This is a genomic window from Pseudoduganella sp. UC29_71 (assembly GCF_042693265.1).
Lineage (GTDB): Bacteria > Pseudomonadota > Gammaproteobacteria > Burkholderiales > Burkholderiaceae_D > Rugamonas.
Genome location: NZ_CP170549.1, coordinates 6813564 through 6826947 on the forward strand (window position 1 = coordinate 6813564; position 13384 = coordinate 6826947).

The window sequence follows — 13384 nt, forward strand, 5'->3', positions numbered from 1 at the left end:
CGGCTGCCGCGCTCAGTGATGCAGCGGCGCGGCGGTAGCGGCGCCGGCGGCCTGCCCGGGCGGGGGCAGGTGCTCCGGCGGCATGCCGTCCTTGAACAGCTGGCGCAGTTGCGCGCGCAGCTCGGGCGTGTCGCTATGGCCGTGCGTCGAGACCGCATGCTCCACAGCAATCTTCATTAGTTCCTCCTCGCTGTCAGCCGAAATCGCAACCGAGCAGTGCATATCGCTCGGGAACTCGCGGCAATCGATGAATTTACGCGTCATGATCAACTCCTTCACTGGACAGGGCGGACGCGGTGTCCGCTCTTTCCAGTATAGCCACGGCATGCGGCGTCAATAGCGCAATGTGACCAGCGACACCGCCTGGCGCGGCAGCTGCATCCTGACCGTGGCCTTGCCGCCGGGCGTGTCCAGCGTGCTGGCCGCGCCCAGCTGCGCCAGTTCGCTGGCCTTCTGCAGCTCCGCCACCTGCGCCGCCGTCGGACTGGCCGGCGAGCCCATGCGCTTCCACGCCGTGTAGGAATTGCTGTTGTCGCTGTCAATGCGGTAATGGCGCAGCTGCACCTGCCCGGCCGGGATGCCGGCGATATGCAGCTCCACCGGCGAGCCGGCATCGATCACGTCGTCGTCATGGTAGTTCCACACCAGCACGGCTATGCTGTGCTGGTCCTTGCTGGCCAGTGCATTGATGTCGGTGCGCGCGCCGCGCACGCCGCCGGCCATGATGGCGGCCGCATCGTAAGCCTGGTCGCCGCCCACCGCCACACGCTCGCCGCGCATCATGCCCAGCATGCGGAACACGTTCAGCACCGGCTTGTTCACGCCATTGGTGGCCAGGTCGCGGAAGCCGGCGAACCAGGGCTGGTCCTCGAACTCGAAGGACCAGTTCACGGCGCCGATCAGGTTCACGGCGCGCCGCGCGGCCAGGTCGAATTCGCGCGCGATGGATGCCGCCGTATAGCTCGAATACAGCGTGCCGTTGCGGTAGGCGTTTTCCGGATTGGTCTGCATGCCGCAGGCCGCGCAGCCTTCCGGGTCCGATTCGCCGATGATGACGGGGATGCCTTTGAGCTCCGGATATTTCTCCACCAGCGCGAAGCCCTGGTCCAGGCGCTTGAAGTGCGTGCCCATGCCCATCTGCACCACGCCGTTGACCACCTTGGGCGAGCCCTTGGCGTGGAAAGCCACGAAGTCCAGCGGCGAGCCGGTCTTGCCGGTGGCGAGGTTTTTTTCATGCAGCACGTGCTGCAGGAAGTCGTCCATGAAGCGCCCGGCGCCGGCCGTGTGCGGGCCGCCCATGCGCGCAGTCGGCAGGGCGCGCTTGACGGCGTCGGCCGCGTAGTCGTACATCTTGAAGTATTCCAGCTTGGTGTCGGGGGCGATCAGGTACAGGCCGTCCGGCTCGTTCCACACTTCCCAGTACCAGCTTTCCACTTCCTCGCGGCCGTAGCGCGCCACGCTGTGCTTGACCCACTGGTAGATCAGCTCGGCCCACTTGTCGTAGTCCTTGGGCGGCGTGGCCCAGCCGGTCATGATCTCCTGGTAGGGCGTGCCCGGCTTCCAGCGGTGCTGGTAGGGCTGGGGGCGCTGCGACAGCGCCTCGGGCATGAAGCCGATCTGCGCCAGCGGCTTCATCTTGCGCTCCACGTAGGTGTCGAAGATCTGGTCGATGATGGTCCAGTTGTAGACCGGCTTGCCGTCCTTGTCCTCGCTGTACATGCCGGTCGACCCCCATTTGAGCGCGTAGCTGCCATCGCCCGAGGTCATCAGGTTGTGCGCGCGCACGTACACCGGGACCGGGCTCAGCGCCGCGATATCGCTGAGTAGCTTCTTGCCGTTGGGCGCGGTGGTGTAGTTGGGCTCGTCGTAGCCGAACCAGGCCCAGATCGGCGTCATCGGCCCCTGGACGCGGCCGGCGTCGATGGTCAGCTGGACTGGCGCCGGCGCCGGCGCTGCGGCAAGGCACAGGGAGGCGCTGGCTGCCAGGCTCAGCGCGGTGAGGAGTCTCTTCATTATTGTTCTCTTGGAATGGGCGTGGCCCGATGGTAGGCCGGAGCGCGGCGCCGGTCTAATAACAATTTTGCCGTCCTCCATATCGATTTGAACATCGCTTGACTAACCCATAACCGCATGGCTATACTTAATTAATAACTCGATGGCTATGGATTGCAAATGACGAACTCACATGACGCGCTCTTTCGTGCTTTGGCCGACCCCACGCGGCGGGCCATCTTCGAACAGCTCTGCTCCGGCGGCGAACAGACGGTAGGCGGGCTGACCGGGCACGCGCAGATATCGCAGCCGGCCGTTTCCAAACATCTGGCGGTCCTCAAGCAAGCCGGTCTGGTACAGGACCGGCACCAGGGGCGCCAGACCCACTACAGCGCACAGCTCCACGCGCTGGCACCTCTGCTGGACTGGACCAACCAGATGACCCGCTTCTGGGAAGGCCGGTTCGACGATCTTGATGACCTGTTGAAAAGGATGGACCAATGAACCAAGCTGACCAACAACTCCGCACCGTCGTAGTCGAACGCGAATTTGCACATCCGCCGGAAAAGCTGTGGCGCGCGCTCACCCAGCCGCACCTGATCGAGGCCTGGCTGATGAAGAACGACTTCCTGCCCGTGGCCGGCCACCGCTTCAAGCTCAGCGCCGACTGGGGCTCGGTCGATTGCCAGGTGGAGGAAGTGGAACCGCTGAAGACGCTGTCCTATACCTGGTCCGCCATGGGCCTGGAAAGCGTCGTCACCTGGACGCTAAATCCGACCGACAAGGGCACCCGCCTGCGCATGGAGCAAGCCGGCTTCCGCCAGGACCAGGAACAGGCTTACCGGGGCGCGCAGTACGGCTGGCAGAACTTCTTCAAGCAGCTGGAGCAGGTGGTGGCGGCAGCGTAGGTGTAGGGGCGGCTCCGCCAGGTGGACGCTGCCGCGCTGCCCGCCCGCAGCGCGGCCGGCTGCCGGCGGCTAACCTACTGCACGGTGTCCTGCTGCACGGGCAGGACGTCGTTTTCCGCCTTGGGCGGCTGCGCCAGCACCCACATGAAGTACAGCGCCTTGGCCGCCTTGCCTCGGTTGACCGGCGCGGCCGGTTCCAGCGCGCGACCGTTGACCATGCGGCCCCGGGCAATGCCCGATTCCGCGCGGATCAGGCCGAGCTCATACGCCGCGCGCAGCTTGTCCGCGTAGGCTGGATCGGCCGCGGCGGTATCGGCCAGCTGTTCCCAGCGCAGCAGCGGGTAGTACATGGCGCCCTGCGCGCCGCTGTCCAGGTTGGGGTCGTAGCCGGGCGCGCCGGGAACCACGGTCTTGCCGTTGTAGTCCGTCATGTAGGCCGGCTTGGCGCGGAATTTTTCGCGGTAGGCGTCGTGCAGGATGGCGCCCATCACCTCGCGGCGCAAAGGGCTTTCGCCGTAGCCGGCCAGCGCGCTGCAGGGCGTGCGCATCACCATGCATAAGGCGTGGATGAACTCGCGCGTGGACATGGTGTCTGCGGGCCGGAAGTTGCCGTCCGCATCCGTGTGCAGCGCGCCGAGCTGCAGCAGCTTTTCGATCTGGTTGCGGTAGTAAGCGTTCTCGCCGCTGGCGATGTCGCGTGCGATCTCCGGATACACGCCGGTCCAGTCGCCGTGGTCGATCGCGGCCTGCACGGCAGGGCGCAAATAGGCGGCGATGCCGGCGGCCGCACGATCGCCGGCCTTGGCCAGGCCGGCCAGTTCGGCGGCCACCATGCGCGCATACTGCTTCGACAGGGATTCCTTGAAGTGGGTACCGTCGATCTTGTTGGCGGGATGGCCGTTCGCGTAGCTGCCATCGTTGGTCTTGCCTGGCGTTTCGCCGGCCTCGATCGACATGATCATGGCGCCGATGGCGGCCGCGCCCGCCTCGTTGTAGTACGCCACGCTGCGGCTGTTCAGGTCCAGCACCGGCACGCCTTCGGCGGCGCCGATAGTTTTCATCAGTTCAGGGAAGCGCCGCTTCTGGAATGAGTTCACGAACGGCTCGCCGGGCTTGGGAGCGCCGTTTACGCGCGACATCGGAGTGACCAGCAGCGGCACCAGGCCGCGCGCCCGGATCGCCGGCAGGTAGACTTCCCGGATCATGGACTCGTACATGGCCTCGGTGGCGCCGCGCCCGAAGCGGCGTGTCTCGTCGGTGCTTTCGTCGTTGTGGCCGAACTGGATCAGAAGATAGTCGCCCGCATGCGCTTGCAGCAGCAGGTCGTTCAGGCGGCCCTCGGCGTAGGCGCTGCGGAAGGAGCGCCCGCCCATTGAATAGTTCACCACGCGCACGCGCTGCAGGTCGAACAGCCGGTCGAACACCTGTCCCCAGCCGCTCATGGGCGCTTCGTCGAAAGTGTAGGATTTAACGGTGGAATCGCCCAGCGTATAGATGGCGGGAAGGGCGCCGGCCGGGCGCGTTTGCGCCGCGATGGGCGTGATGCTGATCTCGGCCACGCCGACCGGCACATTCAGCTTGCGCGGTTCGATTTCAATGTCGATGTAGCTGCGCCCGTTGACATAGCGGAAGGACCACTCCTGTCCCCGCCAGGCCGCCGTGGTGCGGTTGGGCAGCAGGCCGGCCGCGTCCCAGAACACGCCCGGATTCAGGCGGCTGGCCTGCATGCCGCTGACGGACACGATGGTATCGGCCGCGTCCGATGTGGTGCGCACCCGGATGGCGTAGGCGCCCGGCGCCGCCTTCACGCGGAAGGTCATGCCATAGTTGTTGTAGTGGTCGCTGCTGGCGTCGCCTTCGAAGCGCGGCTCGCTGATCCGGGCGCCGCCGGCGTCGCTGCGGATTTCCGCCGTGTGCACGGCGCGGGCGGGGAGCGCGGCGGTGCGGTCCACGAAGCCGTAGCCGGCCGCCGCGTCATACAGCGGCGCGCCGCCCTGGCCATCCCATGCCACGCGGACGGCGCCGGGCGCAGGCTGGCTGGTGAAGTTGAAATGCAACTCACCGGCAGCGCTGTTTCGCTGCGCGGCCGCGAGTGTCGGATTGGCCAGCCAGAGCAGGCCGGCGCCAAGCAGCGCCATGGCGGCGCTGCCGGCTGATGGAAGGAGACTGTACATGGAGCGGCGGCCACTATTAAAGTTTGGTCTGGCCACAATGTTAATTGGACTGACCAAATGCCGCAAGCAGAACCGCTACTGTCGAGACTGTGCGCCGCCGGGCGAGTTGTTCCTTTTTTGCTGATAGTTGCCGCTATGTCCGTTTCCGCACTGAACGGCTTTGTGCCGGGCCGTATTCTGGGGGGAGCATGAAACCCGACCCTGGACTATGACTGCGGTGTAAACCATGAGCACGCCCAACTCCACCGGCACGGCCGCCTCGACCAGCGAGGCGCCGTCGCCGAAGAAAAACGCCGCATTCCCGTGCTGTCCCTCGCCGCGTGGCGGCAATTCGTCAGCGTGGCCAAACCATACTGGCTTGGCGAGGAGAGGAAGAAAGCGTGGTCGCTGCTCTTTGTCCTGATCGTGCTGATGCTGGCCGAGACGCAGTTCGCCGTCATGCTGAACAACCAGGCCGGCGAGATGACATCGGCGCTGGCTGCCAAAAACGGCGACCGCTTCTGGAGTTCGGTGCGCGCCTGCCTGTTCGTGCTCGCGTTCGCCGTGCCGATTTATGCGCTCTACTACTACATGCGGGATCTGTTCGCCAACCACTGGCGGCGCTGGCTTACCGGCCGCTTCCTTGACGGCTACCTAAAGGGCCGGAAATACTACCAGCTGGGCTCGGACAGCGAGATCGACAATCCGGACCAGCGTATCAGCGAAGACATCAACACTTTCACCGGGCGGTCCATCCACTTCCTGCTGATCTTCCTCGGCTCCATCATGCAGTTGGTGGCCTTCAGCGCCGTGCTGTGGTCGATTTCCCACCTGCTGGTCGGCGTGCTGGCGGTGTACGCCTTGATGGGGACGGTGGTTGCCCTCTACGTGTTCGGCAACCCGCTGATACACCTGAACTTCCTGCAGCTGCGGCGGGAAGCGGATTTCCGCTTCAGCCTGATGCGCCTGCGCGAGAAAGCCGAATCCATCGCCTTCTACCGCGGCGAGGCGCAGGAGCGCGCGCACATCGACGGCAGGTTCGAGAAGGTGTTCCACAACTTCGCCAAGCTGATCAGGAAGCAGCGTTCCCTCAACCTGTTCCAGCGCACGTTCAGCCAGCTCACGCTGGTGCTGCCGGGCGTGATACTGGCCGAGCGCGTCCTGTCCGGCGAGCTGGAAGTGGGGCGCGCGGTGCAGGCAGCCGGGGCATTTACCGCCGTGCTCGGCGCCGTGGCGGTGATCGTCGACAATTTCGAGAGCCTGAGCCGCTTCGTGGCCGGCATCGGCCGCCTGCAGGTGCTCTCCAACCTCGTGCTGCCAAGCGCGGAGCCGGCGGAAACGGCGGGCAAGCAGTATCCGCGCATCGAACTGCGGCCTGGCGCGCACCTCGCGCTCGAAGCGCTGACCCTGTATCCGCCCGCATCCGAGCGCGTGCTCATCAAGGAGCTGACGCTGGCGCTAAGGCCGGGCGACGCGCTGCTCATCACCGGCGACAGCGGCTGCGGAAAAAGTTCGCTGTTGCGGGCGATTGCCGGGTTGTGGGATACCGGCAGCGGCGTGATCCAGCACCCGCCCCTGGACAGTTTCTTCTTCCTGCCGCAGCAGCCCTATCTGCAGCCGGGCACGTTGCGCAGCCAGCTCATTTACCCGAGCGCCGAGAGCAGCCTGAGCGACGAGCGGCTGCTGGCCATCCTGGAACAGGTGCATTTGCCGTTGCTGGCCGAGCGCGTGGGCGGCTTGGGCGCGGTGCAAGACTGGGAAAAGCTGCTGTCGGTCGGCGAGCAGCAGCGCCTGGCGTTTGCCCGCGTGCTGGTGCACGAGCCGAGCATCGTCATCCTGGACGAAGCGACCAGCGCGCTCGACAGCGGCAACGAAGCGCTGCTGTATGAACGGCTGCGCAAGCGGGGCGCCACCCTGATCAGCATCGCCCACCGCCCGGCGGTGCTGCGCCACCATACCCATGTGCTGCACTTGCAGGGCGAAGGTGCGTGGACCATGCACGAAGCCAGCGGATACCGTTTTGACGAGCCGGTGCCTGATTTGGCCGCCGGTGGCAGCAATCCTGCGCCTGAGCAAGTGCTCAGGGTGGTCGCCGGCTGACAATACAGTTGCCCGCATTTTTTCCCGATCAGCGCTTTGAATTCCGCCCGGAGGTGTATCCTTGGAAGGCGACGCCTTGTTCTGTGAAGGAGGATGCCATGTTCCAAAAAGAGCGCTTTATCCATGACTGCATCAACGCCTTACCGGATGGGGCCATGGCAATTCGGGAGCTAGTGCAAGAAGCAGTCGGCCACGGCGCTGCGTTGTTCGACGAGCTCGGCATACCAAGCCATGCGGGGATCACCCCGCTCTACCGGTCGCCGGAACTGACGATCATCAATTTTGTGTAGGCGCCGTGCATGAATCTGATGCCCCACAACCACCAGATGTTTGCCGTAGCCGGCATCTATTCCGGCCGCGAAGACAATATATTCTGGCGCCGGTCGGACCGCACCATCGAGGCGGCAGGCGCAGCCTCCCTGGGCGTCGGCGACGTCACGATGCTCGACGACACGACCATCCATTCAGTGACGAACCCCATTGCCAAGATGACTTGCGCCATACACGTCTATGGCGGTGACTTCTTCAACCCAGGCTCGCCCCGCAGCGAGTGGGATCACGAAAGTCTGGCCGAACTCCCGTGGAATATTGAAAAAGTAAAGGCGCTGTTTCGCGACGCGGAGGCGCGGTTTGTGAGCTCAGGAAAATCTCTGCATATATGATGCCCCCGCTTGCGAGCGGGGCGAACGCTGGCACTTGGTCGTATGCTCGTCGCAGTCCAGCGCTTTCGGGGGCTGTGAGTCGAGGGGAATTCGCGCTACACGTAGCCGCAGTCATAGCGCTCAACTTTATGAATATCCTTAAACGCCGCCCTGTGACAAGCTTGCACACTCGTATAGTGATAATAGATCTTATTGTTGTCGGGACTCATTTGAATCTCCTGATGAATTAATCTCGGCCGTCTTCGCAAGATGGGAACGGCAAAAGCAGGAAATAGTAGCATGACGTGAGATCGTTCCCCCCTCGATCTATAGGATGATCTGGTCGCTGTACGGACTAAGAGTAGTTGTCCAGGAATGGAGCGGACAGGAGGACTTCTTGTACTGGAAACAAAAACGCCGATCTGCATGGATCGGCGTTTTGCTTGGGATGTTCTTGGTGGCCCGGGGCGGAATCGAACCACCGACACAAGGATTTTCAATCCTCTGCTCTACCAACTGAGCTACCAGGCCAAGAGCCCGCAATTATACAAACCAAAATTCGTTTTGCCAAGCCCCTGATGGCCTTGTAATTTTCGTAAGCGTTTGCCGCCGCGCCAGCGCAGGTAGAATGGGGCACATGCGAACGTTCCCGCCTCTGTCCCTCTTGATTGCCGCAACGCTGTTCACGCAGTCCGCCCATGCGGGCTGTTCGCGTCCCATCAAGGTCCCGGCGTCGCCTACCGGCTATAGCGTGATCGTGCAGGAAGGCAGCGTGTCGGGCGTGATACCGGACACCTTGCGCGAGCTGGGCGCGAAAGCCGGCTGCACCTTTGAGTTCCCCGTCATGCCGCGCGCCCGCATGGCGTTCCAGTTCCTCGAGTCTGGCCAGTCCGACATCATGGTGCCTGCTTCGCGCAGCGCCGAGCGCGACCGGCAGGCCACCTTCGTGCCGATGATGAAATGGAAGGTCGAACTCATCACGCTGAAGGCGCGCAAGGTGGTGGCGCCCAGCGTGCAGGCGCTGCTGGCGCAGAAGAGGCTGCGCGGCGTGGTGGTGCGCTCCTACGTGTTCGGCGACGAATACAACGCGCTGCTGCGCCAGCTGCAAGCGGAACGCCGCATCGACTACGCCGACGACCTGGCCGCCGTCGGCCGCCTGCTCCAGGCCGGGCGCGCGGACTTCACTGTTATGGCGCCGTCAATTTTCATGTCCACCCTCAGCGAGGACCCCGCCGCGCGCGGCCTGCTGGCCCAGCTGGAGTATCGGCCGCTGGCGGGCATGCCGATGACCGAGAGCGGTGCCTACGTGTCGCGCCGGTCGCTGTCCGCTGCCGACCAGCACATCCTGCAGTCCTTGCTGGCGGAATCGGCCAGGGGCGCGTTGTGGCGCTACTTCCAGCAGTACTACCCACCGGACATGCTCAAGTTCGCCGTGGTACCGCACTGAAAACCGCGCACGCGGCATGCGCCCGCCAAGCGCCGCTATGGTTCGCGGCGCCGGTATTGGAGTCCCACGCCGGCGCTGTCGAACAGCAGCACCAGTTCCGCCATTTGCGGTCTGCCGTCCTTCCCCTTCGGCAGCGGCGCGGCGGGCGGGTATTGGTACTGCCACACCTCGTAGCCGCTGTCGAAGCGCAGCGCGGCTGCCGGCTCGCCCAGCGCCGCGCGCGCCGCTTCCTTGCTGGCTATGCCAGGCGGCATGGCCGTTGCCGCTTCATCCATGTACTCGAAGCTGAGCAGCGTGTCGTCCGGCCAGCTGCTGTCCCACACCGGCGCATAGTAGCTGCGGTCCAGCAGCACCTGGCAATCGCAATAGGGCAGGGTGGCCTTGGTCTGCGTGCCGCCCGCATACAAGGCGCGGAACGGCAGCGCCATCGTGCGGCCGCCCGCATGCAGCGTGACGCCGAACAGCGGCCGGTCCGCGAACTGCAGGTAATTTCCGTCCGGCGAAGCGCACACCTTGTCGGCGTCGGCCAGCAAATCGGTCAGCCACTCGAACAGCGCGGCATTGTTCGACACCAGCCCGGCTTCCATCCCCACCAGGCACTCCAGCCGCAAGTCGCCCAGCCGCCGCATGCCGTCCGGCACGCCGATGCTGCGCACCATGGCGCGCCAGGTCATGCTGCTGGTCTTGCGGTTCGCCACCAGGGCCGCATTCTCGCGCAGGGCCTGTTCGTTGCGCTCCAGGATGAAGCTGTGGTCCGGCGCCATCTCCACCGGGATGGCGATGTTGTCGCCCACCACTTTCAGCGTCACGCCGTCGAGCTTCACGCCGGGCAGGCGCGGCAGCACCTGGAAGCGCAGCGAGGAGCGCGGCGCCAGCGTGTGCGCGCGCTCGTAGCGGTCCATGCCGCGCACCATGCGGCGGTAGGACTTGTCGACCGGGTCGCGGGTATTGGGCACCGTCACGGTAGGGATGGGCGCGGACGACGCCGCGCTGCCGCCGGCCTGCGCCAGGGCGGCGGGTGAACTGATCAGCAGAAGGGCGGCCGCTGCCAGCCGCGCAAGAATGCGTTGCGGGTCCATGCGCCGATGTTACGCCTGTTGGGGCAGTTTTGCCGCGCCGCTCAGCCGTCCTTCACACGGCAGGCGCATCATCCATTATGATGTCAGGATGACTACATCCGCCACGCTTTCCACTGGAGGCCAGCCGCCGCTGCGCCGCATTTCGTCGCTGCGCGGGCCGCACCCCTGGCCGCTGGTCGGCAACCTGCTGCAAGTGAAGCCGCTGCGCGTGCACCGCGACATCGAGCGCTGGTGCCTGCGCTACGGCACTTTCTTCCCGGTGTATTTCGGCCGCACCCAGGTGCTGGTGGTGGCTGACCACGAAGCCGTTGCCGCCATCCTGCGCGATCGCCCGGACGGGTTCCGCCGCCCCAGCGTCACGGCACGGGTGTCGGAAGAAATGGGCGGCTTGCCGGGCCTGTTCATGGCCGAGGGCGGCGAGTGGCGCAACCAGCGCCGCATGGTGATGCAGGGCTTCGCGCCGCACGCCATCAAGGCCTACTTCCCTGCGCTGGTCAAGGTGGCGCTGCGCCTCCAGCGCCGCTGGGACGGCGCCGCGCAGGCCGGGCGCGACATCGACCTGGCGGCCGACCTGAAGCGCTACACGGTGGACATCATCGCCGGCCTGGCGTTCGGCACCGACGTCAACACCATCGACGGCGGCGAAGACACCATCCAGCGCCACTTGGACGACATCCTGCCGGCCATCGCGCGCCGCAGCATCGCGCTGTTTCCGTATTGGCGCTACGTGAAGCTGCCGCAGGACCGCCGCCTGGACCGCTCGGTGGCCGCGCTGGCCGATGCGGTGGACCAGCTGATTGGCCAGGCCCGCGCACGCATGGCGGCCGACCCGGCGCGCGCCGCGCATCCGGCCAACCTGCTGGAGGCGATGATCGCCGCCGCCGACCAGCCGGGCAGCGGCGTGGACGACCGCGCCGTGGCAGGCAATGTGTCCACCATGCTGCTGGCCGGCGAGGACACCACGGCCAACACCATCGCCTGGCTGCTGTATCTGCTGCAGCGCCATCCGCACGCCATGCAGGCGGCGCGCGACGAGGTGCTGCGCCACGCGCCGGACGCCGCCGCCTTCAGCATCGAGCAGATGGATGCGCTGGAATACCTGGACGCCTGCATCCAGGAAGCCATGCGGCTCAAACCTGTGGCCCCGTTCATCCCGCTGGAAGCGCTGCGCGACACGGCGGTGGCGGACATCGAGGTGAAGACGGGCGCGCTGGTGTGGTGCGTGCTGCGCCACCACAGCGTGGCCGACAGCCACTTCCCGCGCGCCGCCGAATTCGACCCGCAACGCTGGCTGCCGGACGCGCAGGGCGCCATCGCCGCCGACAAGAAGGTGGGCGTGCCTTTCGGCGCGGGGCCGCGCACCTGCCCCGGGCGCTATCTGGCGCTGCTGGAGATTAAGATCGCCGTGGCCATGGTCCTGGCGCGCTACGACATCGCCGCCGTTCAGACGGCATCCGGCGCGGAAGCGGAGGAAGTGATGGGTTTCGTCATGTCGCCCGAAAGCCTGGCGCTGCGCCTGCGCAGGCGGCGGTGGCTATTTCAGCACGGCTGAGGGTAAAATCCCTGGTGAAAGCGGTGCGCAACGACAAGGCGCAGGAAGTGGCATGCAGGGCGGCAGCACGCCGGCCTCCAGACTCCTGCTAAGAAGGACCAGGAAAAAGTAGAGGATAGTGCATGCATAAACTGCTTGCGGGAGGAGTGGCCATGCTGATCGCGGGCAGTGCCTGGGCGGCCTCGGTTCAGGAAGTGGGGGACCGTTATATGAAGCTGGTGCTGGCCGTGGGCCAGCACGACGCGTCCTACGTGGACGCCTATTACGGGCCGCCCCTGCTGCAGGAGCAGGCGGCGCGGGAGAAACTGAGCCTGGCCGCGATCCGCAGCGAGGCGGAGGCGGCGCGCAAGGCGCTGCCGCCGGCCGGCGCGGATACCGATGGCGACGAAGCGCTGCGCATCGCTTTCCTGGACAAGCAGCTGCAGTCCATGGTGATGCGGGTCGATATGCTGAACGGGAAAAAGTTCACCTTCGACGAGGAAACCGCCACCATGTACAACGCGGTGGCGCCGCAGCACAGCCGCGCCTACTACCTGGAACTGCAGGACCGCATCGGCAAGCTGCTGGGCGGAGAAGGCCCGCTGGCGGACCGCGTGAAAGCCTTCCGTGCCCGCGTTGAAATCCCCAAGGACAAGCTGCGCCCCGTGATGGAGGCCGCCATCCGCGCCTGCCGCGAGCGCACCGCGAAGTACATCGCCATGCCGGCCAACGAAAGCTTCGTGCTGGAGTTCGTGCAGAACCAGCCGTGGTCGGGCTACAACTGGTACAAGGGCGACGCGCACAGCCTGATCCAGATAAACACCGAGTTCCCGATCTACATCGACCGCGCCGTGGACCTGGGCTGCCACGAAGGCTATCCCGGGCACCACGTCTACAACGCGTTGCTGGAGCAAACCCTGGTCAAGGGCAAGGGCTGGCAGGAGTTCAGCGTCTATCCGCTGTATTCGCCGATGTCGCTGGTGGCCGAGGGCAGCGCCAACTACGGCATCCTGATGGCGTTCACGCCGGAAGAGCGCATGGCTTACGAGCGCGACGTGCTGTATCCGCTGGCTGGCCTGGACCCGGCGCTGGCCGAGAAATACGCGGCGCTGACGCAGCTGTTTGGCAAGCTGGCCTACGCCGACAACGACGCCGCGCGTGCCTATCTGGACGGCAAGGCCACGCGCGCGCAAACGGTGGAGTGGCTGGTGAATGTGCTGCTGTATCCGCCCGAGAAGGCCGAGCAGCGCATTCGCTTCTACGACGCCAATCGTGGCTACGTTATCAATTACACGGTGGGCGCCGACCTGGTGGGCGACTACGTGAAGCGCCACGCTACCTCGGCCGACCCGGACACGGCGCGCGCCCAGCGCTGGACGGCGTTCCGCCAGCTGCTGTCCTCGCCGCGCCTGGCCGGCAGCTTGCGCTGAGCGGCGGGTTACGCTGCGCTAACCCTCCCTACGGGCACACCGGCACACGGGCAACACGGGCAACACGGGCAACACGGGCAACACGGGCAACACGGGCACTCGG

12 protein-coding genes and 1 tRNA gene are annotated in these 13384 nt (G+C 65.6%); 8 read left to right on the plus strand and 5 right to left on the minus strand.

The annotated features are described in order from the left end of the window. Positions 1 to 12: 12 nt before the first annotated feature. Positions 13 to 264: a DUF1059 domain-containing protein gene (locus ACFJI2_RS30400; RefSeq protein ID WP_377703156.1), complete on the minus strand. Its 252-nt coding sequence runs from the start codon at positions 262 to 264 to the stop codon at positions 13 to 15. Between the two features lie 69 nt (positions 265 to 333). Then, on the minus strand, positions 334 to 2013 hold the full coding sequence (locus tag ACFJI2_RS30405; RefSeq protein ID WP_377703157.1) for a hypothetical protein: 1680 nt from the start codon (positions 2011 to 2013) through the stop codon (positions 334 to 336). A 159-nt stretch (positions 2014 to 2172) separates the two neighbouring features. Here ACFJI2_RS30405 and ACFJI2_RS30410 point away from each other — a divergent pair, with 159 nt between their 5' ends. After that, a complete protein-coding gene (locus ACFJI2_RS30410) occupies positions 2173 to 2496 on the plus strand; it encodes a metalloregulator ArsR/SmtB family transcription factor (protein ID WP_107875884.1) in 324 nt (107 codons plus the stop codon). Continuing rightward, the gene (locus ACFJI2_RS30415) at positions 2493 to 2900 is read left to right on the plus strand and encodes an SRPBCC domain-containing protein (RefSeq protein ID WP_377703158.1); all 408 of its coding nucleotides are present in this window, start codon (positions 2493 to 2495) and stop codon (positions 2898 to 2900) included. The genes ACFJI2_RS30410 and ACFJI2_RS30415 overlap by 4 nt, the downstream gene beginning before the upstream one ends. A 74-nt stretch (positions 2901 to 2974) precedes the next feature. Here ACFJI2_RS30415 and ACFJI2_RS30420 read toward each other — a convergent pair whose 3' ends face one another. Then, positions 2975 to 5074, minus strand: coding sequence for a GDSL-type esterase/lipase family protein (locus tag ACFJI2_RS30420; RefSeq protein WP_377703159.1), 2100 nt, complete (start codon positions 5072 to 5074; stop codon positions 2975 to 2977). Positions 5075 to 5377: 303 nt separating this feature from the next. Here ACFJI2_RS30420 and ACFJI2_RS30425 point away from each other — a divergent pair, with 303 nt between their 5' ends. The 3 genes from ACFJI2_RS30425 to ACFJI2_RS30435 all read left to right on the plus strand — a co-directional run bounded on the left by ACFJI2_RS30425 (position 5378) and on the right by ACFJI2_RS30435 (position 7815). Then, positions 5378 to 7153: an ABC transporter ATP-binding protein/permease gene (locus tag ACFJI2_RS30425; RefSeq protein ID WP_377703160.1), complete on the plus strand. Its 1776-nt coding sequence runs from the start codon at positions 5378 to 5380 to the stop codon at positions 7151 to 7153. A gap of 98 nt (positions 7154 to 7251) precedes the next feature. After that, positions 7252 to 7443 (plus strand): hypothetical protein, encoded by a 192-nt coding sequence (locus tag ACFJI2_RS30430; protein WP_377703161.1) that lies wholly within the window; start codon positions 7252 to 7254, stop codon positions 7441 to 7443. 9 nt (positions 7444 to 7452) lie between these two features. Then, a complete protein-coding gene (locus tag ACFJI2_RS30435; protein WP_377703162.1) occupies positions 7453 to 7815 on the plus strand; it encodes a hypothetical protein in 363 nt (120 codons plus the stop codon). A 434-nt stretch (positions 7816 to 8249) separates the two neighbouring features. On the opposite strand, the gene ACFJI2_RS30440 is transcribed toward ACFJI2_RS30435, so the two are convergent. Next, positions 8250 to 8325, minus strand: a tRNA-Phe gene (locus tag ACFJI2_RS30440). 106 nt (positions 8326 to 8431) lie between these two features. Here ACFJI2_RS30440 and ACFJI2_RS30445 point away from each other — a divergent pair. Continuing rightward, positions 8432 to 9241, plus strand: a complete 810-nt coding sequence (locus ACFJI2_RS30445; RefSeq protein ID WP_377703163.1) for a substrate-binding periplasmic protein — start codon at positions 8432 to 8434, stop codon at positions 9239 to 9241. A 35-nt stretch (positions 9242 to 9276) separates the two neighbouring features. Here the strand turns inward: ACFJI2_RS30445 and ACFJI2_RS30450 are convergent, their stop codons facing one another. After that, positions 9277 to 10320: a hypothetical protein gene (locus ACFJI2_RS30450; RefSeq protein ID WP_377703164.1), complete on the minus strand. Its 1044-nt coding sequence runs from the start codon at positions 10318 to 10320 to the stop codon at positions 9277 to 9279. An 88-nt stretch (positions 10321 to 10408) separates the two neighbouring features. On the opposite strand from ACFJI2_RS30450, the gene ACFJI2_RS30455 reads away from it, so the two are divergent. After that, a complete protein-coding gene (locus ACFJI2_RS30455; protein WP_377703165.1) occupies positions 10409 to 11872 on the plus strand; it encodes a cytochrome P450 in 1464 nt (487 codons plus the stop codon). A 122-nt stretch (positions 11873 to 11994) separates the two neighbouring features. Beyond that, positions 11995 to 13281, plus strand: a complete 1287-nt coding sequence (locus ACFJI2_RS30460) for a hypothetical protein (protein ID WP_377703166.1) — start codon at positions 11995 to 11997, stop codon at positions 13279 to 13281. The last annotated feature ends 103 nt before the right edge of the window (positions 13282 to 13384 follow it).

Excerpts from the sequence above, each read along its gene's own strand:
- ACFJI2_RS30410 (WP_107875884.1), top strand. The coding sequence starts at position 2,173 with ATGACGAACTCACATGACGCGCTCTTTCGTGCTTTGGCCGACCCCACG.
- ACFJI2_RS30420 (WP_377703159.1), bottom strand. The coding sequence starts at position 5,074 with ATGTACAGTCTCCTTCCATCAGCCGGCAGCGCCGCCATGGCGCTGCTT.
- ACFJI2_RS30445 (WP_377703163.1), top strand. The coding sequence starts at position 8,432 with ATGCGAACGTTCCCGCCTCTGTCCCTCTTGATTGCCGCAACGCTGTTC.
- ACFJI2_RS30460 (WP_377703166.1), top strand. The coding sequence starts at position 11,995 with ATGCATAAACTGCTTGCGGGAGGAGTGGCCATGCTGATCGCGGGCAGT.
- ACFJI2_RS30435 (WP_377703162.1), top strand. The coding sequence starts at position 7,453 with ATGAATCTGATGCCCCACAACCACCAGATGTTTGCCGTAGCCGGCATC.
- ACFJI2_RS30415 (WP_377703158.1), top strand. The coding sequence starts at position 2,493 with ATGAACCAAGCTGACCAACAACTCCGCACCGTCGTAGTCGAACGCGAA.
- ACFJI2_RS30450 (WP_377703164.1), bottom strand. The coding sequence starts at position 10,320 with ATGGACCCGCAACGCATTCTTGCGCGGCTGGCAGCGGCCGCCCTTCTG.
- ACFJI2_RS30455 (WP_377703165.1), top strand. The coding sequence starts at position 10,409 with ATGACTACATCCGCCACGCTTTCCACTGGAGGCCAGCCGCCGCTGCGC.
- ACFJI2_RS30400 (WP_377703156.1), bottom strand. The coding sequence starts at position 264 with ATGACGCGTAAATTCATCGATTGCCGCGAGTTCCCGAGCGATATGCAC.
- ACFJI2_RS30430 (WP_377703161.1), top strand. The coding sequence starts at position 7,252 with ATGTTCCAAAAAGAGCGCTTTATCCATGACTGCATCAACGCCTTACCG.
- ACFJI2_RS30405 (WP_377703157.1), bottom strand. The coding sequence starts at position 2,013 with ATGAAGAGACTCCTCACCGCGCTGAGCCTGGCAGCCAGCGCCTCCCTG.